This is a genomic window from Micromonospora pallida, from assembly GCF_900090325.1.
GTDB lineage: Bacteria > Actinomycetota > Actinomycetes > Mycobacteriales > Micromonosporaceae > Micromonospora > Micromonospora pallida.
In genome coordinates, this window is the sequence record NZ_FMHW01000002.1 from 193,666 (window position 1) to 216,969 (window position 23,304).

The following is a 23,304-nucleotide window of genomic DNA, read 5'->3' on the forward strand; positions in this document are numbered from 1 at the left end:
GCCGGTGACCGAAGAGGACGTCGTACGGTTCGTCAGCAGTATGCCGGGAGTAACGGTGTTCACCGCCGGGCCGGACAACGGTGCCCCGGAGGTGGCCTGGGGTGACCGGTTCATCTACCACGATCCGGAGGGCGACCTGCCCGCCGATCGCAAGTTCCCGTTCGCGACCATCGTCGTCACGGACTACCCGGGCTTCGACACGGCCTCCGACCTGGACCGCGACGGCGTGTTCCGGGTCAACGTCGCGGTCGGCCGCGAGGTCTTCGCGGAGCTGTTCGGCCACCCGCCGGCCGCGCACGGCGAACACCACACCGAGTACGACTACGCCGCCCTGGACCGGATCGTGCCCCACCCGGTGTACGCCACGCAGGGGTGGGCGTCGGTGCTGAACCCGGGGGAGGAGACCGCCGAGCGGACCCGGTCCCTGCTGGCCGGGGCACACGCCCGCGCCGCCGCCCGGTCCCGCCGACGAGCCGGCTGAGACCGCGCCGGCGAGCCGACCGAGATCCCATCGCCCGGGGCCGCTGGTGGACACTCGGAGGGGCGCGTGGCGACGCGAGGGCGGTGTTCAGCCGCGCGGGGCAGGCTGTGCGTCGTCGGCGGTGACGGTCGGCTCGTGGGTGACCGGGAAGTTGACCGAGCTGGCGATGAAGCAGCTCGCGTGGGCGTCGTGGTGCAGGGCGACGGCCTTCTCCAGCATCGCGGGCGAGGCGACCCGGACGGTGGGACGGAGCACCGCCGAGGTGAAGCGACCACCCTCGCCCTCCTGCGCCATGGTGCCGTGCGCGTGGTCGACGTACCCGGTGACGACCACGCCGTGGCGGGCGCAGAGCGCGAGGTACGACAGCATGTGGCATTGCGCGAGCGCGGCGAGCAGCAGTTGTTCCGGGTTCCACCGGGCCGGATCGCCCCGGAACGCCGGGTCGGCGCTGCCGGCGATGGGCGCCGGACCCTCGGCGGTCACCTCGTGTTCCCGACCGTAGTCGCGGTAGCCGCTGGTGCCGGTGCCCCGGTCCCCGGTCCAGGTGACCACCGTGTCGTACGAGTGCAGTCGCGTCATACCGCGATCCTGCCGTCCCGGCCGGTGTCCAGCCAGAGCCGGATCAGGTCGCGGCGGAGGGCCGGGTCGGGGTGGTCCTCGTACGCGGTGCGGCTGTGCAGCACCACCCGGTTGTTGAGGAATTGCAGGTCACCGGGGCGCAGGTCCATGGTGAGCGTGAAGCGCGGGTCGTTGGTGATCCGGTCGAGGGCGGCCATGGCCTCGACCTGGGCCGGAGTCAGCGGCGGCACGTGCGCGCCGCGCTGGGCCGAGCGGATGTAGTCGGGCCCGTAGTGGGCGACCAGCCCGCCCTCGTCGTCGCGTGTGTAGATCGGGTGCTGGTGGAAGCTCTCCGGCCCGTCGCCGGTGCGGCGGTCGTGCCACCACGGCTGGTAGAGCACGTCGGCCAGGTCCGGTCGGGTACGCACGATCTCGTTGTGTACGGCCACCGAGCTGACGATGGTGCTGAGCCCGCCGGAACGCGCCGGCCGGACGCAGAGCAGCGCCACGACGTCGGTGGGGTCGGCGTGGAAGCCGAGTCGCTGGCGGTGCTGGTAGCTGCGGGTCGTCGGGTGGGCCGGGTCCGCGCCCTCGTCCCGTACGTGCAGCACGGGCACCCGCTGTGGCCCCTGGGGCACGACGGTGCCGACGTGGCTGGCGACACCCAGCGCCAGGATCTCGCAGTGCTGCTCGGTCAGGCCGCCGACCGGTGCCCCGGTGACCAGGGCGAAGCCGCGACCGTCAGTCACCTCGGTGGCCAGCCGCGCCAGCACGGGTCCGAGCGTCGGTAGTGGGAAGACCTGGGCGGAGATCTCCTCGAGGGGCACGCCGGCCGCTGCCACGGTGTCGACCGCGGCGCGCAGTTCGGCCCGGTGCGCCTCGGTGAGGGTCAGCCGCCATCCGTCGTCGTGGGTCGTCTGGTCGCCCCGCCAATCGGCCGGGTGGCGTACCTCGCTGATCACTGCCATCGGGCCGTACCTCCGGGGACGGGCCCGGAACCGTCACCGGGCTTTCGTCCCATCATCAGCCGGTGGTGGCCGGGAGGCCCGTCCGGTCTGCCAAGGGCATAACCACCCCGGAGCCCGTTCGCCCAGGGGCCGCCGCCTCGAGGCCCGCCAATCCCGGAACCCGCCGCCACGACCCCGGCTGTCGCGGGCGGAAGCTGGTCCGCCCGCGACGGCTCGGGTGGTGGTGTGAAGATCAGGGCGGGGTCAGAAGCCGACGAGCAGGTCGGCGAGGCGCTCGGCCACGCCGGGGGCGTGCAGGTGCAGCCGGGCCACGTTCACCGCGTCCTCGCCGACCACCGCGAGCAGGGCTTGGCCGTTGACCGCGTAGACGCTCAGGTAGCCGGCCGAGTTTCGGACGGTGGACTGCTGGAACGCCCCCTGCCCGAGGCTCAGACCGATCTGCCGGCCGAGGCCGAAGGTGCTGGCGGCGAGCGCGGCCAGGTCGTCCGGGTGTGCCCCGTTGGGCATGGTGTGGGTGATGAGTAGCCCGTCGACCCCACCCAGGACGCAACCGGTGACGCCGGGGATCTGGAGCCGCAACTCGGCCAGTTCGGTGTTGATCGCCGCGTACGGCAGGGAACGATTGCCGGCGAGCGACGGCGGGAGCCGTTCCGGCGGCGGCAGGGAATCAGGCTGGCGGACCCGCCGGGGGAGGGCTGTCGCGCCCGGGACGAGGCCGTTCACAACTCCAGGCTTTCCTCGATGGTGCGGAGCTGGTGCCGGGCGAGGGCCAGGTTGGCGCGGTTCTTGCTCAGCATCAGGTAGAGGAACAGGCCCTTGCCGTGCAGACCGGTCAGCGGCCGGATCACGTGGTACTGCCTACCGAGGGTGATGAGCATGTCCTCGATCTCGTCGTTCAGGTTGAGCATCTCGATGGTGCGCATCTTGGCGCGCACCACGTCGGTGTTGCCGGCGGCGGCCACGGTCAGGTCCAGCTCGGCAGTGCCCCCCGCCACGCCGAGCGTCATCCCGCTGGTGTAGTCCACCAGTGCGACACCGATAGCGCCCTCGATCTGCATCGCGCCCTTCAACGCGATGTCAAGGTTCGCCACGACTTCCCCCCAGTCAGCGGAACGGTGCTGCTGACGCACGTGCGCACGGGCGTCCGCGCTCGACGCAACACCTTTGGAATGTTGCAAAGAGGCTTGCACATCGCCCTGGTGGGCGCACCTGGCCGGCGGCCCAACCACCTGACCAGCCGGCCGGGAGCACACCACTGATCAGCGGAAACATGCCGTCCGGCGGATGGCTCCGGCTGGTCGGGTGGGTTGGGCATCCGGTCGGGTGAGCGCTGTGGTGTCCCGGCCGGTCACCCTGGCGGGCGTTCTTCGCCGTTTCGGCCCGCCCCGCCGGGAGCACGTCTACTGTGGAGGACATCGGCATCTTCGGATGGTCCGGTGGCGGCCGGTCGCCTCCCGGTGCACAGTGATGTCATGAGCGACAGCGGACACGGAAGTTACTACTGGTGCCTACGGCACCACCGGGTCGAGACCGAGGCCGACAAGTGTCCGGCCAAGTTCGTGCTCGGCCCGTATCCCTCGGCGGCTGCCGCCGAGAACGCCCTACAGACCGTGCAGGACCGGAACGAGGCGTGGGAGGCCGAGGACGCCCGCTGGGCCGGGGAGGACAGATGAGCGGTGCGGGACGCCCCGTGCCGAGGATCTCCGGGCTCCGGACGGAGTCCCGCGAGCGCATGTCCGCAAGGAGGGAGACGACATGGCCGAAGCACGTAAGGCCACCACCCGCCCGGCCGCCGCCCGTACCACCGCGAAGAAGACCGCAGCGGCGGAGCGGAACACCGGTGCCAGCCGGACGACCCCGGTCCGGAAGTCCACCACGACGGCTCGCCGGGGCACCGCGGGCGGGGTGATGACGACCGGTGCCACCACCGCCCGGCGGACGGGCTCGGTCGCCCGACAGGCGCCGGCCGGGAAGGCCACCGCCACGGGAGAGGCGAAGGCCACTCCCGCCACCCGGAAGACCACGACGGCGGCCAAGCGGACCACCACCGGCGAGACGAAGCAGACCAGCGCGGCGAAGCGGACCAGCGCGGCGAAGCGGACCAGCGCGGCGACGAAACGAACCGGCTCCGCCACGACCAGCCGCGCCGCCGACGCGGGCCGGAAGGCGACCACCGCGAAGCGGACCGCGTCGACCACGGCCACGAAGGCGACGGGCGCGACGAGACCCACCGCAACGGCGGGCAAGAGCAGGCCCACTGCCACGGCCGGGAAGAGCACGGCGGCGAAGCGGGCGGCGACGGCCGCTCGGAACACCACGACCGCCCGGTCCGCCGCCGCGAAGGCGACGGCGGCAGTGCGGAAGGCGGCCCCAGCAGGGGCGCGCAAGACGACGGCGGCAGTGCGGAAGACGCCCACGACGGCCCGTAAGGCGGCCACGTCGGCGACCCGTCCGGCGGTCCGGAAGGCGACCACAGCCACCCAGACCCCGATCCGCAAGGCCGCGTCGACCCGGCCGGCGGCCACCACGTCGACGGCGAGACAGGCGCCGGCCCGTACGCCTGCCGCCACCGTGGCCGCCGCCCGGCGAGAGGCCCGGACCAGCACGTCGACCGCCTCCTCGAAGCGGGCCACCTCGGCCCGCAAGACCGCCGGCCGGAAGGTGGTCGCGGGCCGGTCGACGGTCAAGCCCGCGACCCGCAGCGCCCCGGCCCGGGCCCGGAGAGCCACCGGCCCGGCGGAGCCAACCGCCTGACCGCCGTACGGCCGCTGCCGACCGGCCGGCGGGGGCGGCGTCGCCATCCGAGCGGAACTGGCAGTGCGCTGCCAGGATTGGTCCCGTGGTCATTCGACGCGTACTGGCACCCCGCATCGACTTCGGCGCGCTGCGGCGGGAACTGGGGCTGCCCGACCATTTCCCACCGGAGGCGCAGCGGGAGGCGGACGAGGCGGCGGCGCGACCGCTGCCGGCGCTCGCCGACCGGACCGACGTGCCGCTGGTCACCCTCGACCCGCCCACCTCCCGGGACCTGGACCAGGCGATGTGCCTGACCCGCCGGCCGGGCGGCGGCTACCGGGTGCGGTACGCGATTGCCGACGTCGCCACCCACGTACGCCCGGGCGGGGCGCTGGAGGCGGAGACCTGGCGGCGGGGCCAGACGGTCTACCTGCCCGACGGCAACGTGCCGCTGCACCCGGAGACGCTCAGCGAGGGCGCGGCGAGCCTGCTGCCCGACGTCGAGCGGGCGGCGGTGCTCTGGACCATCGACCTGGACGCCGACGCGACCACCGTCGGCGTGCACCTGGAACGGGCCCGGGTCCGCAGCCGCGCGAAACTCGACTACCGGGGCGTGCAGGCCGACGCCGACGCGGGTCGGCTGGCCGAGCCGATCGCTCTCCTGCCGGAACTGGGCGCCCTGCTGACCGCGCGGGGGCTGCGGCGCGGGGCGATCAACCTGCCCCTGCCCGAGCAGGACGTCGAACCCGACGGCGACGGTTGGCGGCTGGTGTTGCGCGGGCCGGTGCCGATGGAGGAGCACAACGCCCAGATCTCGCTGCTGACCGGGATGGCCGCCGCCGACCTCATGCTCGCCGGCCGGATCGGACTGCTCCGGACGATGCCTGGCCCGAGACCGGAGGCGGTCGACCGGTTGCGGGCCGCCGCCGCCCCGCTCGGTGTGGACTGGCCGGACGGGGCGTCCGTCGGCGAGGTGGTGGCCCGGCTCGACCCGGCCCGGCCCCGGGCGGCGGCCTTCGTCGACCAGGCCGCTGAGCTGCTGCGCGGTGCCGCGTACACGGCCTTCGACGGCGAGGTGCCGGCCGAGCCGGGGCACGGTGGGGTGGCCGCCGCGTACGCCCACGTCACCGCGCCGCTGCGTCGGCTCGCCGACCGGTACGCCACCGAGGTCTGCCTCGCCCTGTACGAGGAGCGGCCGGTGCCCGAGTGGGCGCGTACGGCGTTGCCGAGGCTGCCGGAGACGATGACGAGCACCGACCGGACCGCCTCGGCCGCCAGCCGGGGTGCCGTCGAGTTGGCCGAGGCGGTGCTGCTGGCCGACCGGGTGGGGGAGACGTTCGAGGCGGCGGTGGTGGACGTGGACGCCCCCGTCACCCGTCCGGGCCGCCAGCCCGGCGGCACGGTGGCGCTGGACGCGCCGCCGGTGCGGGCCCGCTGCACCGGCGAACTGCCGCTCGGGGAGCGGGTCACCGTCCGCCTGGTCACCGCCGATCCGACCACCCGCCGGGTGGCCTTCGCCCGCGCCTGAACGAGGGCAAAGGCCGCCGCCTGAGCGCGGACGACGGCCGACCGGCGGCCTTTCTCACCACCGGCGGCGCTGTCGCCCCACGAGTGGTGTTTGCGAGGATGAGCCCCATGGCATACGACGCGAGCGCGCTGCCCGACGTGTCCGGGCTGACCGTGGGCATCATCGGCGGTACCGGCGACCAGGGGCGGGGGCTCGCCTACCGGTTCGCCCGGGCCGGGCAGACCGTGCTGATCGGCTCCCGGTCCGCCGAGCGGGCCGAGGAGTCCGCCCGGGAGATCGCCGCGCTGCCCGGGGTGCCCGCCGACGCCACCGTCACCGGAGCCGGCAACGAGGAGGTCGCCCGGCGAGCCGACATCGTGATCGTCGCGGTGCCCTGGGAGGGGCACGCCGCCACCGTCGCCGCCCTGGCCGAGCCGCTCGCCGGCAAGATCGTCGTGGACTGTGTGAACCCGCTCGGCTTCGACAAGCAGGGCCCGTACGCGCTGACCGTCGAGGAGGGCAGCGCCGTCCAGCAGGCCGCCGCGCTGCTGCCCGACTCCCGGGTGTGCGCCGCGTTCAACCACGTCAGCGCGCCCCTGCTGGCCGACCCGGAGGTCGACCGGATCCAGTTGGACGTGCTGGTCTGCACCGAGGACCGGGAGGCCGCCGGGGTGGTCGCCGCGCTGGCCGCCCGGATCCCCGGCATGCGGGGCATCTACGCCGGCCGGTTGCGCAACGCCCACCAGATCGAGGCGTTCACCGCCAACCTGATCGCCATCAACAAGCGCTACAAGGCGCACGCCGGCATCCGGGTCACCGACCTGTGAGCCGGTGCCGCCGGTAGCCGGGCGGCCGACCAGGCCAGCCAGGTCCGGGTGAGCGTACGGCCGGCCAACCCGGCCAGCCGTGGCCCGTGCGCGGTCGCGACCGCCGTACGCCCGGTCAGCCACCGCGTCCGGTAGCCCGGGATCCCAAGTCACCCACCCGCCGATTGTGGCCGTGCCCCACCGCCACTGCGACCGGCCGGGGCCGGTCCGGCAACCACGCCGACCGGCGGGGCCTGGGTCCGGCGGGAGGGCAACCACCGCGACCGGCCGGGGTCGGGGACCGATCCGGCAGTACTGCGACCGGCGGAGGTCGGGCCGGGCAGGTGCCCGGCCCGACCCGTACCTCAGAAGGTGTGCTCGGCGGCCGGGAACTCCCCGGCGCGGACCTCGTCGGCGAACCGACGGGTCGCGTCGGTCAGCACCCCGGCCAGGTCGGCGTAGCGCTTGACGAACCGGGGAGCCTTCCCGCCGCGTAGGCCGGCCATGTCCTGCCAGACCAGCACCTGCGCGTCGGTGTCCGGACCGGCGCCGATGCCCACGGTCGGGATGGTCAGCGTGCTGGTCACCCGCTTGGCGACCTCGCCGGGCACCATCTCCAGCACCACCGCGAAGGCGCCCGCCTCGGCCACCGCCCGCGCGTCCGCGAGGACCTCGTCGCCGGCCTCGCCGCGCCCCTGCACCCGGTACCCGCCGATGGTGTGCTCCCGTTGCGGGGTGAAGCCGACGTGTGCCATCACCGGGATGCCGGCCCCGGTGATCGCCTCGACCTGCGCGGCGTAGCGGCGGCCGCCCTCCAGCTTCACCGCGTGGCAGCCGCCCTCCTTCATGAACCGCACCGCCGTCCGCAGCGCCTGTGTCGGCCCCTCCTCGTACGAGCCGAAGGGCAGGTCGGCCACGACCAGTGAGTGTCGGGTCGCCCGGACCACCGCCCGGACCAGGGAGAGCATCTCGTCGACGGTCACCGGCAGGGTCGTCTCGTGCCCGAAGACGTTGTTCGCCGCCGAGTCGCCGACCAGCAGCACCGGGATACCGGCCTGGTCGAAGATCGCGGCGGTGTACTGGTCGTACGCGGTCAGCATCGGCCACCGCTCGCCGCGCTCCTTGGCGGCGAGCAGGTCCCGGGTGCGTACCCGCCGGGTCGCCGGGCCGCCGTAGAGCGCCGTCACCTCGGCCGGCGCGTCCGCTGTCATCCCGGCCGGCGCCTCTGCCGGGGGGTTGCCGGTCGGGCGGTTGGTGGGCACGGCACCGCTCGTTGCATCGGACATGTCCGCTCCTCTCGCCTCGAGGCCGCCCTCGCGGTCCCCGGGTCACCCGCATCGTCGCACCGCCCGAGGGCGGCCCGGCAGAGCGCAGTGGAGGATGTCACAACCGGTGGGCGACCGGTCCCGGACCGGCCGCCCACGAGCGGTGACCCAGCCCTGCTCGGGCGCGGCTCAGCCGTGCTCGCGCCACCGGTTGGTGATCGGCAACCGCCGATCGCGGCCGAACGCCTTCATCGAGATCTTCGTGCCCGGCGCGGACTGCCGGCGCTTGTACTCGGCGGTATCCACCAACCGCAGCACCCGGTCGATCAGAGCTGGGTCGTGTCCGGCCTCGACCAGTCCGTCCCGGCCCAGGTCGCCGTCGACGTAGCCGATCAGGATCGGGTCGAGCACCGCGTAGTCGGGCAGGGTGTCGCTGTCGAGCTGCCCGGGACTCAGCTCGGCGCTCGGCGGCTTGCCGATCGAGTTCTCCGGGATCGGCGGCGTCTCGTCCCGGCTGGCCGCGTCGGCGTTACGCCACTTCGCCAACCGCCAGATCAGCGTCTTCCAGACGTCCTTGACCGGGTTGTAGCCGCCGACCGAGTCGCCGTAGAGGGTGGAGTAGCCGACCGCCAGCTCACTCTTGTTGCCGGTGGTGAGGACGAGGTGCCCCTCCTGGTTGGACAACGCCATGAGGATCACCCCACGAACCCGGGCCTGGAGATTCTCCACGCTCACTCCGGACAGCGACATGTTCGCCAGGAAGGTGTCCACCATCGGCTGGATCGGCTCGACCCGGTAGTCCAGGCCGGTCCGCTTGGCCAGCTCCGCCGCGTCCTCCCGGGAGTGCTCGGAGGAGTGCTGGCTGGGCAGGGAGACCCCGACCACCCGCTGCGGGCCGAGCGCGTCGACCGCGAGGGCCGCCACCACCGCCGAGTCGATGCCGCCGGAGAGGCCGAGCACCACCGACGGGAACCGGTTCTTGTCGACGTAGCCGCGCAGCCCCAGCACCAGGGCCTGCCACACCTCGGCCTCGTCGGCGGCCGGCTCGATGATCCCGCCGAGGGCCGGCGGTCCGGCCGGCGCGGCCCCGGCGTCGCTGATCCGGGTACGGCTCACCCGCATCCCGTCGGCCAACTCTCCGGAGGCCGGCGCGCCCCGGTCGGGGGCGGCCGGCAGGTCCAGGTCGTGCACCAGCAGGTGCTCGACGAACTGCGGGCCCCGGGCGAGCAGCGTGCCGTCGGCGGCCACCACCATCGAGTCGCCCTCGAAGACCAGCTCGTCCTGGCCGCCGATCATGTTGACGTACGCGATGGCCGCCCCGGCCTCGACGGCCCGGCGGCTGACCAGCGGCCGCCGGATATCGTCCTTGTTCAGCTCGTACGGCGAGCCGTTGATGTTGACCACCAGCCCGACGCCGGCCTGCCGGGCCACCGCGAACGGGCCGCCGGCCTGCCAGAGGTCCTCGCAGATGGTCAGCGCCACGTCCACCCCGCCCACCCGCACCACGGTCAGCGTGTCGCCCGGCACGAAGTAGCGGTCCTCGTCGAAGACGCCGTAGTTGGGCAGGTGGTGCTTGAAGTAGGTGGCCGCCACCGTTCCGCCGTGCAGCACCGCGGCGGCGTTGCGGGCCCCCCGCCCCGGCTCGGCGTCCGAGCTGACCTGCGGCGGCCCGTCGGCGTCCAGGTAGCCGACCACGACCGGGAGGTCCCCGAAACCGTCGGCGGCCAGCTCGGCGGCGAGCCGGTGCAGCGCGTCCCGGGACGCGGCCACGAACGACCGGCGGAAGACCAGGTCCTCGACCGGGTAGCCGGTCAGCACCATCTCCGGGAAGGCGACGAGCTGGGCACCGGCGTCCGCCGCCCGGCGGGTCCAGGCGCGGACCAGTTCGGCGTTGCCGACGAGGTCGCCGACGGTGGGGTTGACCTGGGCGAGGGCGAGGCGCAGGGTGGGCATGTCCTCATCTTGCCCCAGCCGACCCGGCTGGGCGCGGCGGGCAGCGTTCGGCGACGAACCGGGGTCGGCGTGGCGTCGACTCGGCGGGGCGGTGCCGGTGCGCGGCGACCAGGGCGCGGATCGTGGCGACGGTGGGACACCCGGGGTGTCGGGGCGGGCGGTCGCGTAACGTCAGCGAAACGAGGCCGGTGGACACTGGTCGGTCAGGCCGTTGCCGGGGTGGACCGGCGACGGGGTTTCACGTGCGAGGGGTGGAAGTGGACCGTCAGCAGGAGTTCGTCCTCCGTACGCTGGAAGAGCGGGACATCCGTTTCGTCCGGCTGTGGTTCACCGACGTGCTCGGCACGCTCAAGAGCGTCTCCGTCGCGCCCGCCGAACTGGAGGCGGCCTTCGAGGAGGGCATCGGGTTCGACGGCTCGGCGATCGAGGGCTTCGCCCGGGTCTTCGAGTCCGACATGGTGGCCATGCCCGACCCGACCACCTTCCAGGTCTTCCCCTTCGAGGGCGGGGTCAGCGGCGAGAGCGCCCGGATGTTCTGCGACATCCTCCTGCCCGACGGCAGCCCGTCCTGGGCCGACCCGCGCCACGTCCTGCGCCGGGCGCTGTCCCGGGCGGCGGACAAGGGCTTCACCTTCTACACCCACCCGGAGATCGAGTTCTTCCTGCTGGAGAACAGCCCGCAGGACGGTTCGGTGCCGGTCCCGGTGGACACCGGCGGCTACTTCGAGCACACCACCCACGCGGTGGCCCGGGACTTCCGGCGGCAGGCGGTGCTCGCGCTGGAGCGGATCGGCATCTCGGTCGAGTTCAGCCACCACGAGGTCGCCCCCGGCCAGCAGGAGATCGACCTGCGCTACGCCGACGCGCTGACCACCGCCGACAACATCATGACCTTCCGGCACGTGGTGAAGGAGGTCGCGCTCTCCACCGGCGTGCACGCCACCTTCATGCCGAAGCCCTTCACCGACCAGCCGGGCAGCGGCATGCACACCCACCTGTCGCTGTTCGAGGGCGAGCGCAACGCGTTCCACGACGCCGACGACCCGATGAAGCTCTCCAAGGTGGCGAAGTCCTTCATCGCGGGCCTGCTGCGGCACGCCCGGGAGTACACCGCGGTGACCAACCAGTGGGTCAACTCGTACAAGCGGCTCTTCCCACTGGCGCTGCCGGACCGGATCACCGAGAGCCCCGCGTACGTCTGCTGGGGTCACCTCAACCGCTCCGCGCTGGTGCGGGTCCCCGCGTACGGCAAGCCGAACTCGGCCCGGATCGAGGTCCGCTCGCCGGACTCGGCGGCCAACCCGTACCTGGCCTTCGCGGTCATGCTCGGCGCCGGGCTCAAGGGCATCGAGGAGGGCTACGAGCTGCCGCCGGGGGCCGAGGACGACGTCTGGTCGCTGTCCAGCGCGGAGCGCCGGGCGATGGGGTACGAGGCGCTGCCGGAGAACCTGGCCGAGGCGATCGACGTGATGGCCGGCTCGGAGCTGATCGCGGAGGTGCTCGGCGAGCACGTCTTCGACTTCTTCCTCCGCAACAAGCGGGCCGAGTGGGAGCAGTACCGCCGCGAGGTCACCCCCTACGAGCGGCAGCGCTACCTCTCCCTCTGAGGCGGTTGCGGCCTGCCGCTATCGTCTCGACCACGTGCCGGCGTCCCCTGACCGGCACCCCTCGCGTGGGAGGCAGTCGGTGCTGGAGGACCTGCTCACCGGAGCGTTGCAGAGCATCGTGTTCGGAATCGTCGGCGTCGTGTTGATGGCGGCCGGTTTCGGCCTGGTCGACGCGCTCACCCCCGGCAAGCTCCGGGATCTCATCTGGGTTCGGCGCAACGGCAACGCCGCGTTGCTGCTCGCCGCGAACCAGCTCGGCATCGCCGGGATCGTGTTCACCGCCATCTTCACCAGTTACGACGACTTCGGTCGGGGACTCGCCTCGACGGCGCTCTTCGGGCTGGTCGGCCTGGTCATCATGGCGCTGGCGTTCTTCGTGCTCGACCTGCTCACCCCGGGCAAGCTGGGCGAGATCATCTGCTCCGACGAGCCGCACCCGGCGGCGCGGGTCAGCGCGGCCACCCACTTCGGGGCCGCGCTGATCGTCTGCGCCTGCATCGCCTGACCCGCCCTCTGAGCCGCCCTGCCGTTTCCGGCGGGCCAGCATCCACACCCACCGCCGATTCCTGGCCGGTTACCGTCGCGATTGGACGGTAGCCGGCCAAGAATCACCCGGGAGCCCCCCGCGTGGCGGGGCGACGGGCGGTGGCGGCGGGCCGGCATGCTGGTGGCCGGAGAGCCAGGGGAGGGACGCGGACCGTGCCGGATGTGCTCAGCTACGCCGACGCCGTACGCCTGCTCGGCGGGGAGCGGAGTCGTTTCGTCGAGGCGTTCGACCGGCTGGCGGGCTGGACGATGCTCGCCGGGGCGGGGCCGCTACCGGCGCTGCTGAGTCTCTTCGACGCCAAGAGTGAGCTGGTCCGGCTCGGCCGGGACCTGCTGCGGCACCTCTCCGAGCAACGCTCCGGCCTGTCCCGGTACGGCCGGACGCAACGGTTGGAGGCGGCGCACGCGGTCATCGCGGTGACCGCCTTCTTCGAGGTGCTGGACGAGGCCGACCTGCCGTTCGCCTTCGCCGACCTGGAGATCGACAAGCCCGAGCAGCTCGCCGTGGCCGGCGGCGGCGATCCACTGCGGACGGTCGTCGCGCAGATGTTCACCCTGGCCGCCCGTACCCCCGGCGCCCACCTGCCCTACGCCGAGCTTCGCCGGACACTCGGCGAGCACTACCAGGAACTCGGCACCCGCCTGGTCGAGCACGTGACCGGCCTGGCCGCATGGGAGCGGCTGCCCACCCACCAGCAGCAGGCGTTCCAGGACGTGGTGGGTCGGTTACCGGCCGAGGCGGTGGCGCGACACCGGGACCTGCTCACCGCGTTGGCGACGGACTTCCCCGAGGTGGCGTACTGGTCGGGGCTGCACGAGCACCAGGCCACCCGGGACGAGGTTCGGCAGCTCACCGCCGGCCTGGCCGAGCTGCGCCGGGTGCTCGCCGGGATCTCCACCGGCCGGCTGCCGGACGACCGGCGGGCCGCCCTGGCGCGGGCGCACGCGGCGAAACTCGGCCGGCCGATCGTCGAGTCGGCGGAGGCGCCGGACGGCCTCCAGGTGCCCCTGCTCGGCGAGGCGTACGTGCCGCCCCGATGCCGGGTGGCGGTCCTGGGGCGGGGGGCATGGCCCAGCGACGAGGACTGGTGGGACAGGCAGGACGTCCGGGACGACCTGGCGGACGTCCTGACCGGTCACCTGACCTCGCCGGTCGCCACCCGGGCGCCGCTGTTGGTGCTCGGCCAGCCCGGCTCCGGCAAGTCGGTGTTGACCCGGGTGCTCGCCGCCCAGCTCCCACCGGCCGACTTCCTGGCGGTCCGGGTGCCGCTGCGCGAGGTGAGCGTCGAGGCCGATCTCCAGGACCAGATCGAACAGGCGATCCGGTACGACACCGGGGAACGGCTGGACTGGCCGGCGCTGGCCCGCTCCGCCGGGGACGCGCTGCCGGTGGTGCTCCTCGACGGCTTCGACGAGCTGCTCCAGGCCACCGGCGTGACCCAGACGGACTACCTGCTGCGGGTCGCCCGCTTCCAGCAACGGGAGGCCGAGCAGGGACGACCGGTGGCGGTGCTGGTCACCAGCCGGACGAGCGTCGCCGACCGGGCCAAGCCGCCACCGGAGACGGTCGCGCTGCGCCTGGAACCGTTCGACGAGCCCCGGGTACGGCGCTGGGTGACCACCTGGAACCGGGTCAACGCGGACCGGTTCGCCCCGCTCGGCGTACCACCGTTGGACCCGGCGGCGGTGCTCGCCCACCGGGAACTCGCCGAACAGCCGCTGCTGCTGCTGATGCTCGCGCTCTACGCCGCCGCCGGCCACGACCTGCGGGCCGCCGGGGATCTGCGCCGGGCCGAGCTGTACGAACGGCTGCTGCGCAGCTTCGCCCGGCGCGAGGTGGAGAAGCACCGGCCGGGGATCACCGATCGGATGTCGGACCGGGCCACCGAGGAGGAGCTGCGCCGGCTCGCGGTGGTGGCGTTCGGCATGTTCAACCGGGGCGTCCAGTGGGTCACCGAGGACGACCTGGAGGCGGACCTGGCCGCACTGCCCTTCCTGGCCGGGCCGCCGGCGGGACGTGGCGGCAGCGACCTGCGGGCCCCGCTGCGTCCCGCCGAGATCGTGCTCGGGCGGTTCTTCTTCGTGCACCGGTCCCAGGCCACCCGGGACGACCAGCGGGTGGCGACGTACGAGTTCCTGCATGCCACCTTCGGCGAGTTCCTGATCGCCCGGACGATCGCCCTGGTCCTGCGCGACCTGACCGCCGTGGCCGCCGCCAGCAGCCTGCGGCCGGACCTCGACGACGATCCGCTGGCCGCGCTGCTCTCCTCCGTCACGCTCACCGGGCGGGCGCAGATCGTCACCTTCCTCACCGAGCTGCTCCGGTCGTGGGACGTCAACCGCCGGGACGACGCGACGAACGTGCTGCTCCGGCTCTTCCGGGCCGTGCACGACCCCCGTCCACCCCGCCGCTTCGAGCAGTACGCGCCCCGGCCGCTCCCGGTGCCGGCACGGCACGCCGTGTACAGCGCGAACCTGCTCGTCCTGATCCTGTGCGCGGCCTACGAGATCCAGGGTCAGGACCTCTATCCCGACACGGTGGAACCCCGGGAGCCGTGGCGCGGGCAGGCCCTGCTCTGGCGGTCGCAGCTCGACGAGAACGAGTACGGGGACCTGACCAGCGCGATCGCCCTCGACCGGCTGGACTGGGGCATCCGATGGGACATCCGGCTGAGTCTCGCCTCCCCCGACTGGCAGCCGCGGCCGGTGGACCTCGGCTGGACGTACGGCCTGGGCACCGGTGGCTCGACGTACCTGTCCGGGGACTTCTCCGCCCTGCGGCAGCGGGCGAACTTCGAGTGCTGGAGCGACGGTGAGGATCTCCTCCTGCACGCCCTGGAACCGTTGGAGAATGCCCCGCTCCGGCTCGGGGCAGCGGTCGGCAGCCGGACCCGCTGGAAGTCAGGGCCGCACATCCTGCTCGGGATGTGGTTCGGGCCGATCTCCGGAGGGGAATGGATCGGCGAGGACGAGCAGTACCGGCCCGTGGTGCGCGTGATGCCGGACTTCATGTCCGCCCGGGAGCGCAGCCAACTGGCGGCCATGCTGCTCGACCGGCTCAGTGTGGACTCTGCGGTTCGTCCCCGGGTCGTGGCCCGGGTGCTCGAAGACCTCGCGAATGTCGAGAGCTGGGACGTCGTCAGTGGCTGTTCCTTCGTCCGGTGCTGCCTGGCCTTCCTGGGGCGCGACCCGGTGGTCGACGTGATCCTCGCCGACCAGCTCGACGCGCTGCCCGCCCGGATGTCGGCAGACATCAACCCGCAGTTCGAGATGTTGCTGGCCGAGGCGCACGTCCGGCTCACCGAGCTGAACCGCGGGCGGTACCGGTACGCGGCGTCGCAGGTCGCCCGGATGACCCCATGGTTCGCTACCACCCGCCCCGACCTGGTCGAACGACTGGGCCGGCTGGTGGCACCCGACGACGCCGTACGCGGACCGTGGCAGCGGGTGCCCCACCCGGGCGTTGATCAGGAGGCTCGCGTCACCGGGGGTGCCGGATCCTGACGCGAACCTCCTGATCGCCCCGACGGTCACCGGCCCCTCGATCAGCGGCCGATGGTCAGAGGCCGACGATCAGCGGCCCCTCGGTCAGCGGGCGGCGGTCAGCGGCCGGGGCGGCCGCCCCAGTGGCCGCCGGGGAAGACGCCGGCCTCGGCCGCCGCGGTGATGGCATCGGCCTGCTCCTGGGTGAGCTTGCCGTCCTTGACCGCCTGGGCCAGCCGCTCCTTCAGCGCGGCCTGCCGGTCGGCGGTGTCGCCACCGCGCCATCCACCGCGCTCCGGACGGTCACCCTTACGCTCCTCGCGCAGCTTCTCCAGGGCGGCGGTCACCTTGTCGGCCGGGACGCCCAGCTCCTTGGCGAGTGCCTCGGCGAAGGCGGTCTGCCGCTCGGCGCGGTCGGTGTTCGAGTTCTCACTCGCGTTGGAACTCGGCGCGGTCGTCTCGTTGTCGCCCGCGAAGGCGACCGTGGGCGCGGCGATCCCCAGCGTGAGCACGCCGGCTGCCACGAGCCCGCCGATCAGGTGTTTCCTGGCCATCGTTCCTCCTGGTTTCCGGTGTGTCGACTCCGACGACGGTGGCCCTGGTTGCTGGAATCCACCCGTGGAGAGCCTGTCATTCCGCTGGGAATCGGAGGAGTGAAATCGGTAAAACCGGACCCGGAGTCGGAAAGGTGGCAGCAGTCGATCCGGGTGACCCGAGCCCGTCAGTGGACGGCGGGGGTGACGGTCAGGGTGCCGTGGTCGGTGTCGAGGGTGGCGGGGGTGCCGACGGGGACGGTGAGCTGGTGGGGCCCGTGGCCGATCGGCAGGCCACCGAGCACCGGTATGCCCAGGTCACCGAGGCGGTCGGTCAGGACGTCGACCACGGTGGTGTCCCAGCCGTCGGCGCAGCCGGTGAACTGGCCGACCGCGACCCCGGCGACGCCGTCCAGCGCCCCGGACCGGCGGAGCTGGGTGAGCATCCGGTCGACCTTGTACGGCGGCTCCTGCACGTCCTCGAGGAGTAGAACCGCCCCGGTGAGGTCCGGCATGTCCCGGGTGCCGAGCGAGGCGACGAGCAGGCAGAGGTTTCCGCCGAGCAACGTCCCCCGCGCCCGCCCCGGCACCCGCACGCCGAAGGTCTCCTCGGTCGGGTCGGCGGCCACGGTGACCGGTTCGGTGGTCATCAGCGCGGCGTGCAGGGACTCCGCCGAGCGCAGCGAGGTGCGTTCGTCCCGCCAGGCGGCCCCCGGCCCGTGCACGCTGGCCAGTCGGGCGCCCCGCCAGAGCGCGAGCTGGAGGGCGGTGATGTCGGAGAAGCCGGCGACCACCTTTGGATCCCGGCGTACGAGGGTCATGTCGATCGCGTCGACCACGCGCTGTGCGCCGTACCCGCCCCGGGTGCAGACGATCCCGCGTACCTCCGGGTCGGCGAACGCGGTGTTCAAGTCGGCGGCGCGCAGGTCGTCCGTGCCGGCCAGGTAGCCGTGCCGGGCGTAGGCGTTCGGGGCCACCACGGGGCGCAGCCCCCAGCCGGTGAGCAGCTCGATGCCCCGGGCCACCAGCTCCGGCCGGGTCGGCCCGGACGGCGACACCAGCATGACCGTGTCGTCCAGGCGGAGGGCGGGCGGACGGACCACGTCGTCAGGGGTACGGCTCACAGCGGCAGAGCCTAGTCCCGGGGCCGTGCCGCCCGGCGGTGGAGCCTGTCCGGTGGTGGCGCATGGGCCACCGGATAGCCTCGACGTCGTGGCAACCGCGCTGGTGATCGAGAACGACCCGACCGACGACCCCCGTCGACTGGGGGAGTGGCTGACCGAGGCCGGGCTGGAGCTGCGGGTCCTGCGCCCGTACGCCGGTGACGAGCTGCCCGCCGACCTCGACGGGTACGCGGCCCTGGTGGTGCTCGGCGGCGAACAGCACCCGTACCCGCAGCCGGACGGCACACCCGGCGCGCCCTGGTTCCCCGCCCTGGAGGGGTTGCTGCGCAAGGCGGTGCGCCACCGGGTGCCCACCCTCGGGATCTGTCTCGGCGGTCAGCTCCTCGCCACCGCGCACGCCGGCGAGGTGATGCGGAGCCCGTCCGGCCCCGAGGTCGGGCCCTGCGTGGTCGGCAAGCGGGACGCCGCCGAGACCGACCCGCTCTTCCGGTACGTGCCGTTGATCCCCGACGTGCTCCAGTGGCACGTCGACGAGATCACCGAGCTGCCCCGGGGCGCGACGCTGCTCGCCGCCTCCACCCGCTACCCGCACCAGGCGTTCCGGATGGGCGACCGGGCCTGGGGTTTCCAGTTCCACATCGAGTGCGACACCGCCATGATCGCCGACTGGGCGACCGACTCGGCGCTGCTGGCCCGGCTCGGCTACGACCCGGAGATGGTGGTCGCCGCCTGCGATGCGGTGATGGTCGACCTCGAGGAGGTCTGGCAGCCCTTCGCCGCCCGGTTCGCCGCGCTCGCCCTCGGCGAGCTGGACGACGACAAGCCCCGGACCACCCTTCCCCTGCTGGGGCACTGACCCGGTATGACCAGATCCACCAGGACCAACCGCCTTGCCCGGTACGGCTTCGGGGTCGGCGACGACCGGGGCGTCCGCGCCGCCGACCTGCTCGGCCCGGACGGGCTCGGGTTGTGGCGGCCCGAGGCGCAGGAGCCGGTCGACGGGTCGGCCGCCGAGCTGCTGACCGAGCTTTCCCGCGCCGCCGACCCGGACCTGGCCCTGCGCCAGTTGCACCGGATCGTGGAAGCCGAGCGCCGGGCCGTGGAACCGGCCGGTCGCCGCGCGACCGAGCAGGCCGACGGTCAGGCGTCGGAACCGGCCGGTCGCCGCGCGTCGGAGCAGGACGAACGGCGTACCGCCGAGGAGTCGACCCTGCTGGCGGCGGTGCGCGACGATCCGGGGCTGTGTCGCCGGCTGGTCGCGGTGCTGGGCGCGTCCTCGGCGCTCGGTGACCATCTGGTGGCCAACCCGGACCACTGGCGGGTGCTCGCCGCCAGCCCGAACGGGCACGTGCCCACCGCCGACGGGCGGCTCGGGCCGCTCGGCGAGGGCAAGCCGATCCCGGCGCTGCGCGCGGCGTACCGGTTGGCGCTGCTGGGCATCGCGGTGGCCGACCTGACCGGCAACCGGACCCTGGAACAGACCATGGCGGCGCTCTCCGCGCTCGCCGACGCCACCCTGACCGCCGCCTACGACATCGCGGTCGGCGAGCTGCCCGAGGGCACGCCGGTGCCCCGGTTGGCCGTGGTGGCGATGGGCAAGTGCGGCGGCGGGGAGCTGAACTACGTCTCCGACGTCGACGTGATCTTCGTGGCCGACGACGACGCCGACCTGACCGTGGCCACCACCCTCGCCACCCGGCTGATCCACGTCTGCGGGCTGGTCGCCTGGCCGGTCGACGCCGCGCTGCGGCCCGAGGGCAACCGGGGGCCGCTGGTCCGCACCCTCGCCAGCCACCTGGCCTACTACCGCCGCTGGGCCCGCACCTGGGAGTTCCAGGCGCTGCTCAAGGCCCGCCCGGCCGCCGGCGACCTGGCCCTGGCCCAGGAGTGGATCGACCAGCTCGCGCCACTGGTCTGGCGGGCGGCCGAGCGGCCGGAGGCGGTCGAGGACGTCCGCGCCATGCGCCGCAAGATCATCGAGAACATCCCGCCGAAGGAGCTGGAACGCGAGATCAAACGCGGTCCGGGCGGGCTGCGCGACATCGAGTTCGCCGTGCAGTTGCTGCAGCTGGTGCACGGCCGGGGCGACGAGTCGCTGCGCCATCCGGGCACCATTCCGGCGCTGCGCGCCCTGGTCGCTGGCGGCTACGTGGGCCGCGCCGACGGCGAGGGACTGCTGCGCGGCTACCGGTTCCTGCGCGGCGTCGAACACCGCCTCCAGCTCCAGGGCCTGCGCCGCACCCACACCGTGCCGGCCGAACCGGCCGGGCTGCGCTGGCTCGCCGCCGCGCTCGGCTACACCGCCGAACCGGGCCGCAGCGCCGTCGAGGCGTTCCGGGCCGACTGGGTCACCCACGCCACCGAGGTACGCCGACTGCACGCGAAGCTGCTCTACCGGCCGCTGCTGGAGTCGGTCGCCCGGGTCCCCGCCGACGGGCTGCGGCTGACCCCGGAGGCGGCCCGAAACCGGCTGGAGATCCTCGGCTTCGCCGACCCGGCCGGGGCGTTGCGACACCTTGAGGCCCTCACCGGCGGGGTGAGCCGCACCGCCGCCATCCAGCGCACCCTGCTGCCGGTGCTGCTCAGCGAGTTCGCCGACGCCCCGGAACCGGACCGGGGACTGCTCAACTACCGGCAGGTCTCCGACAAACTCGGCAGCACCCCCTGGTACCTGCGGGTCCTACGGGACGAGGGGCCGGTGGCCCGGCGGCTGGCCCGGGTGCTGTCGCTGTCCCGGTACGCCACCGACCTGCTCGCCCGGGAGCCGGAGGCGCTGCGCCTACTGGCCGAGGAGAGCGAGCTGACCCCGCGCCCCCGCGAGGTGCTCTGCGACGGGTTCACCGCCGCAGCGGCCCGACACACCGACCCGGTCCAGGCCACCCGCGCGGTGCGTGCGCTGCGCCGCCGCGAGCTGGTCCGACTCGCCTGCGCCGACGTGCTCAGCCGGGCCGGCTCGCTCGCCCCACGGGCCGCCCGGGACACCCCGCTCGACGTCAGCGGCGTCGGCGCCGCCCTGGCCGCGGTCACCGACGCCACCCTCGCCGCCGCGCTGCGCATCGCCCGTGCCGCCCGGCCCGGTCCGCCCGGACTCCGGTTCGCGGTGATCGGCATGGGGCGCCTCGGCGGCTACGAGTCGAACTACCTCTCCGACGCCGACGTGCTCTTCGTCTACGACGCCCCGCCCGGAGTGGCGGAGAGCACCGCCAGCGCCGCCGCCCACGGCATCGCCGAGGAACTGCGCCGGCTGCTCGGCATGCCGGCCCCCGACCCGGCCCTCGGCGTGGACGCCGACCTGCGCCCGGAGGGCCGGCAGGGCCCGCTGGTGCGCAGCCTCGCCGCCTACGCCCAGTACTACGCCCGCTGGTCGAAGGTATGGGAGGCGCAGGCGCTGCTGCGTGCCCGCTTCGTCTGCGGCGACGCCGATCTCGGCGCGGAGTTCGAGGCGATGATCGAGCCGGTGCGCTACCCGGTCGACGGGCTCAGCCGGGAGCAGATCGTCGAGATCCGCCGGATCAAGGCGCGGGTGGAGACCGAACGCCTGCCCCGCAACGCCGATCCGGCCACCCACACCAAACTCGGCCGGGGTGGGCTCGCCGACGTCGAGTGGGCGGTGCAGCTCCTCCAACTCCGGTACGCCGGTCGGCATCCGGAACTGCGCGGTACGCGTACCCTCGGGGCGCTGGCCGCCGCCCGCGACGCCGGACTGGTCGACCCGGCCGACGCGGCGGCGATGGCCGCCGGCTGGACGACGGCCGCGCAGGTCCGCAACGCGCTGATGCTGGTCCGGGGCCGCTCCGGCGACCAACTGCCCCGGCACGGGGTGGAACTTGCCGGGGTGGTCCAGCTCCTCGGCGCGGACGACCCGGGCGAGTTCCTCGACGAGTACCTGCGCACCGCCCGGCGCTGCCGCACCGCGATGGAACACGTCCTCGATGCCTGACCCGGTGCCGCCCCCGGCCGTCGCCCGACCCGCCCGCTCCGCCGGTTCCGTCGCCCGGTCGGCTGACTCGGCCGGTACCGGAGCGCGGTCGGCTGACTCCGCTGCCCGGTCGGCCGACTCCGCCGGTGCCGGCGCGGGGTCGGCTGCCGCGGCCCGGCCGGAGCGGCGTTGGTCGGTCCCGGCGCTGGTCACCGGGACCGCCCTGCTGCTGGCGGTGGCGTTCCTGCTTGCCCCCCCGATGGGCACCGACCTGGCCGCCCAGGTTGCCCGCGCCGACTTCGTCGACCGGCACGGCACCGCCCCGGTCGATCTCGGCTGGTACGGCGGCGTCCACCAGTTCGGCTACAGCCTGCTCACCGCCGGCCTGGGCGCCCTGTTCGGGGTACGGATGGTCGGCGCGGTCGCCGCGGTGGTCTCCGCCGCCGCGCTGGGCTGGCTGTTCGTCCGGCACCGCGCCCGGCGTCCGTTGCTGGCCGGGGTGCTCGGCGCGATCGTGCTGGTCGGCAATCTGGCCAGCGGCCGGATCACCTTCGCGGTCGGGTTGGCCCTCGGGCTGCTCGCCCTGGTGGCGGTCTCCGCCGACCGGCCGTCCCGTCCGCTGCGGCTCGCCCTGGCGGCGTTGCTCGCCGCCCTCGCCACCTGGGCCAGCCCGGTCGCCGGGCTGTTCACCGGGCTGGCCGGCGCGGCGCTGCTCCTGGCCGGCCTGCGGCGCGGCTCCGGTCCGGGCCGCCCACTGCCTGGCGGCTGGCGGGCCGACCGGCCGCTCGGCGAGGCGCTGACGCTCTGCACAGCGCCGGCCGTCGCGCTCGCCCCGATGGCGGTGCTGTTCGGCAACGGCGGCACCCAGCCGTACACCGCAGAGTCGATGCGGATCAACGTGGCGCTGACCGTGCTGGTGTTCGCGATGCTGCCCCGGCGGCGTCGGGTGCTGCGCACCGGGGCCGCGCTGACCGTGCTGCTGCTGGTCGGCGCGTACTACCTGCCGACCCCGATCGGGTCGAACGCGCTGCGGCTGCCGATGCTGTTCGCGCTGCCGGTGCTGGCCGGCTACGCGGCGCTGCCCACCGGATGGCTGGCCGCGCTGCTCGCCGCCACGGTCTGGTGGCAGAACCCGGTGATGACCTCCGACCTGGGGCGGGCCGGCTCGCCCGAGTCGTCCGCCGCCTTCTACCGGCCGCTCGCCGACGAGTTGGCCCGTCGCGCCCCGGTCGGCCGGGTCGAGGTGGTGCCGCTGCGCGACCACTGGGAGTCGGCGTACCTGCCGTCGACCGTGCCGCTGGCCCGGGGCTGGGAGCGGCAGGTCGACACCGACCGCAACGCGCTCTTCTACCGCACCGGCCTGGACGCCGACACGTACGCCGACTGGCTGCGCGACAACGCCGTGCAGTACGTCGCGCTTGCTCCGGACAGCGTGCCCGACCGGTGGGCCCGGGAGGAGGCCGCCCTGGTCGACGGCGGGCTGCCGTACCTGCGGCAGGTCTGGGCCGACGACACCTGGCGGCTCTACGCGGTCACCGACCCGACGCCGCTGGTGGCCGTCCCCGGCCGGCTGGTCGCCGCCGACCCGGGTGGGGTGCGGTTCACCGCCCCGACGGCCGCCGGTGACCTGGTGGTCCGCGTCCGGTGGTCCCGGTGGCTCAGCCTGGAGGGGCCGGGCGGCTGCCTCACCCGGGGGCCGGACGACTGGGTCACGGTTCGCGTCGAGGCGGCGGGGGAGTACCGGCTGACCAGCGCGCTGCGCCCCCGGGGAGGATGCTGAGTTGACGCGGAGGACCGAGGACGGCGACGACCCGTCCG

The 23,304-nt window shown here is 73.9% G+C and carries 19 protein-coding genes; 10 read left to right on the plus strand and 9 right to left on the minus strand.

Annotation, left to right across the window (positions count from 1 at the left end):
* Positions 1-4 precede the first annotated feature (4 nt).
* Positions 5-481, plus strand: a complete 477-nt coding sequence (locus GA0074692_RS01090) for a DUF6194 family protein (RefSeq protein WP_091638636.1) — start codon at positions 5-7, stop codon at positions 479-481.
* An 87-nt stretch (positions 482-568) separates the two neighbouring features.
* On the opposite strand, the gene GA0074692_RS01095 is transcribed toward GA0074692_RS01090, so the two are convergent.
* The 4 genes from GA0074692_RS01095 to GA0074692_RS01110 form a co-directional block, all read right to left on the minus strand.
* Positions 569-1,060, minus strand: a complete 492-nt coding sequence (locus tag GA0074692_RS01095) for an OsmC family protein (protein ID WP_091638637.1) — start codon at positions 1,058-1,060, stop codon at positions 569-571.
* Positions 1,057-2,007 carry a TauD/TfdA family dioxygenase gene (locus GA0074692_RS01100; protein ID WP_091638638.1) on the minus strand — a complete coding sequence of 317 codons (951 nt, stop codon included), beginning with the start codon at positions 2,005-2,007 and terminating at the stop codon, positions 1,057-1,059. Before GA0074692_RS01100 ends, GA0074692_RS01095 begins: the two co-directional genes overlap by 4 nt.
* 243 nt (positions 2,008-2,250) lie before the next feature.
* A complete protein-coding gene (locus GA0074692_RS01105) occupies positions 2,251-2,730 on the minus strand; it encodes a roadblock/LC7 domain-containing protein (RefSeq protein ID WP_091638639.1) in 480 nt (159 codons plus the stop codon).
* Positions 2,727-3,098, minus strand: a complete 372-nt coding sequence (locus GA0074692_RS01110; protein ID WP_091638640.1) for a hypothetical protein — start codon at positions 3,096-3,098, stop codon at positions 2,727-2,729. Before GA0074692_RS01110 ends, GA0074692_RS01105 begins: the two co-directional genes overlap by 4 nt.
* Positions 3,099-3,479: 381 nt before the next feature.
* Between GA0074692_RS01110 and GA0074692_RS01115 the strand changes: the two genes are divergently transcribed.
* A complete protein-coding gene (locus GA0074692_RS01115) occupies positions 3,480-3,680 on the plus strand; it encodes a hypothetical protein (RefSeq protein WP_091652282.1) in 201 nt (66 codons plus the stop codon).
* On the opposite strand, the gene GA0074692_RS34480 is transcribed toward GA0074692_RS01115, so the two are convergent.
* On the minus strand, positions 3,609-4,808 hold the full coding sequence (locus tag GA0074692_RS34480; RefSeq protein ID WP_176738250.1) for a hypothetical protein: 1,200 nt from the start codon (positions 4,806-4,808) through the stop codon (positions 3,609-3,611). The genes GA0074692_RS01115 and GA0074692_RS34480 overlap by 72 nt on opposite strands.
* A 38-nt stretch (positions 4,809-4,846) precedes the next feature.
* Here GA0074692_RS34480 and GA0074692_RS01125 point away from each other — a divergent pair, with 38 nt between their 5' ends.
* Together GA0074692_RS01125 and npdG are read left to right on the plus strand one after the other, a co-directional pair.
* Positions 4,847-6,271, plus strand: coding sequence for an RNB domain-containing ribonuclease (locus GA0074692_RS01125; protein WP_091638641.1), 1,425 nt, complete (start codon positions 4,847-4,849; stop codon positions 6,269-6,271).
* 107 nt (positions 6,272-6,378) lie between these two features.
* Complete coding sequence (gene npdG / locus GA0074692_RS01130) at positions 6,379-7,077, plus strand: NADPH-dependent F420 reductase (protein WP_091638642.1); 699 nt, start codon at positions 6,379-6,381, stop codon at positions 7,075-7,077.
* Between the two features lie 344 nt (positions 7,078-7,421).
* On the opposite strand, the gene panB is transcribed toward npdG, so the two are convergent.
* Both panB and GA0074692_RS01140 read right to left on the minus strand, forming a co-directional pair.
* Positions 7,422-8,267 carry a 3-methyl-2-oxobutanoate hydroxymethyltransferase gene (gene panB, locus GA0074692_RS01135; RefSeq protein WP_091652286.1) on the minus strand — a complete coding sequence of 282 codons (846 nt, stop codon included), beginning with the start codon at positions 8,265-8,267 and terminating at the stop codon, positions 7,422-7,424.
* Positions 8,268-8,510: 243 nt separating this feature from the next.
* Positions 8,511-10,274, minus strand: a complete 1,764-nt coding sequence (locus tag GA0074692_RS01140) for an NAD+ synthase (RefSeq protein WP_091638643.1) — start codon at positions 10,272-10,274, stop codon at positions 8,511-8,513.
* Positions 10,275-10,531: 257 nt separating this feature from the next.
* Between GA0074692_RS01140 and glnA the strand changes: the two genes are divergently transcribed.
* The 3 genes from glnA (at position 10,532) to GA0074692_RS01155 (ending at position 15,931) form a co-directional block, all read left to right on the plus strand.
* The gene (glnA, locus tag GA0074692_RS01145) at positions 10,532-11,881 is read left to right on the plus strand and encodes a type I glutamate--ammonia ligase (protein WP_091638644.1); all 1,350 of its coding nucleotides are present in this window, start codon (positions 10,532-10,534) and stop codon (positions 11,879-11,881) included.
* Positions 11,882-11,960: 79 nt separating this feature from the next.
* Positions 11,961-12,386, plus strand: coding sequence for a DUF350 domain-containing protein (locus tag GA0074692_RS01150; RefSeq protein WP_091638645.1), 426 nt, complete (start codon positions 11,961-11,963; stop codon positions 12,384-12,386).
* A 194-nt stretch (positions 12,387-12,580) separates the two neighbouring features.
* Positions 12,581-15,931 (plus strand): NACHT domain-containing protein, encoded by a 3,351-nt coding sequence (locus GA0074692_RS01155; protein WP_141725107.1) that lies wholly within the window; start codon positions 12,581-12,583, stop codon positions 15,929-15,931.
* A 98-nt stretch (positions 15,932-16,029) separates the two neighbouring features.
* On the opposite strand, the gene GA0074692_RS01160 is transcribed toward GA0074692_RS01155, so the two are convergent.
* The gene (locus tag GA0074692_RS01160) at positions 16,030-16,464 is read right to left on the minus strand and encodes a hypothetical protein (RefSeq protein WP_091638647.1); all 435 of its coding nucleotides are present in this window, start codon (positions 16,462-16,464) and stop codon (positions 16,030-16,032) included.
* 167 nt (positions 16,465-16,631) lie between these two features.
* The gene (locus GA0074692_RS01165) at positions 16,632-17,507 is read right to left on the minus strand and encodes a S66 peptidase family protein (protein ID WP_091638648.1); all 876 of its coding nucleotides are present in this window, start codon (positions 17,505-17,507) and stop codon (positions 16,632-16,634) included.
* Between the two features lie 148 nt (positions 17,508-17,655).
* Here GA0074692_RS01165 and GA0074692_RS01170 point away from each other — a divergent pair, with 148 nt between their 5' ends.
* The 3 genes from GA0074692_RS01170 to GA0074692_RS01180 are packed head-to-tail and all read left to right on the plus strand — an operon-like array spanning position 17,656 to position 23,266.
* Positions 17,656-18,423, plus strand: coding sequence for a type 1 glutamine amidotransferase (locus GA0074692_RS01170; protein ID WP_245730056.1), 768 nt, complete (start codon positions 17,656-17,658; stop codon positions 18,421-18,423).
* 6 nt (positions 18,424-18,429) lie between these two features.
* Positions 18,430-21,507, plus strand: coding sequence for a bifunctional [glutamine synthetase] adenylyltransferase/[glutamine synthetase]-adenylyl-L-tyrosine phosphorylase (locus GA0074692_RS01175; RefSeq protein WP_091638650.1), 3,078 nt, complete (start codon positions 18,430-18,432; stop codon positions 21,505-21,507).
* Positions 21,500-23,266 (plus strand): hypothetical protein, encoded by a 1,767-nt coding sequence (locus GA0074692_RS01180; protein WP_245730057.1) that lies wholly within the window; start codon positions 21,500-21,502, stop codon positions 23,264-23,266. The genes GA0074692_RS01175 and GA0074692_RS01180 overlap by 8 nt, the downstream gene beginning before the upstream one ends.
* Positions 23,267-23,304 lie beyond the last annotated feature (38 nt).

Coding starts and splice junctions, on each gene's coding strand:
- GA0074692_RS01095 (WP_091638637.1), bottom strand. CDS start 1,060: ATGACGCGACTGCACTCGTACGACACGGTGGTCACCTGGACCGGGGAC.
- GA0074692_RS01100 (WP_091638638.1), bottom strand. CDS start 2,007: ATGGCAGTGATCAGCGAGGTACGCCACCCGGCCGATTGGCGGGGCGAC.
- GA0074692_RS01115 (WP_091652282.1), top strand. CDS start 3,480: ATGAGCGACAGCGGACACGGAAGTTACTACTGGTGCCTACGGCACCAC.
- GA0074692_RS34480 (WP_176738250.1), bottom strand. CDS start 4,808: ATGGCGACGCCGCCCCCGCCGGCCGGTCGGCAGCGGCCGTACGGCGGT.
- npdG (WP_091638642.1), top strand. CDS start 6,379: ATGGCATACGACGCGAGCGCGCTGCCCGACGTGTCCGGGCTGACCGTG.
- panB (WP_091652286.1), bottom strand. CDS start 8,267: ATGACAGCGGACGCGCCGGCCGAGGTGACGGCGCTCTACGGCGGCCCG.
- GA0074692_RS01140 (WP_091638643.1), bottom strand. CDS start 10,274: ATGCCCACCCTGCGCCTCGCCCTCGCCCAGGTCAACCCCACCGTCGGC.
- GA0074692_RS01160 (WP_091638647.1), bottom strand. CDS start 16,464: ATGGCCAGGAAACACCTGATCGGCGGGCTCGTGGCAGCCGGCGTGCTC.
- GA0074692_RS01165 (WP_091638648.1), bottom strand. CDS start 17,507: ATGCTGGTGTCGCCGTCCGGGCCGACCCGGCCGGAGCTGGTGGCCCGG.
- GA0074692_RS01175 (WP_091638650.1), top strand. CDS start 18,430: ATGACCAGATCCACCAGGACCAACCGCCTTGCCCGGTACGGCTTCGGG.
- GA0074692_RS01180 (WP_245730057.1), top strand. CDS start 21,500: ATGCCTGACCCGGTGCCGCCCCCGGCCGTCGCCCGACCCGCCCGCTCC.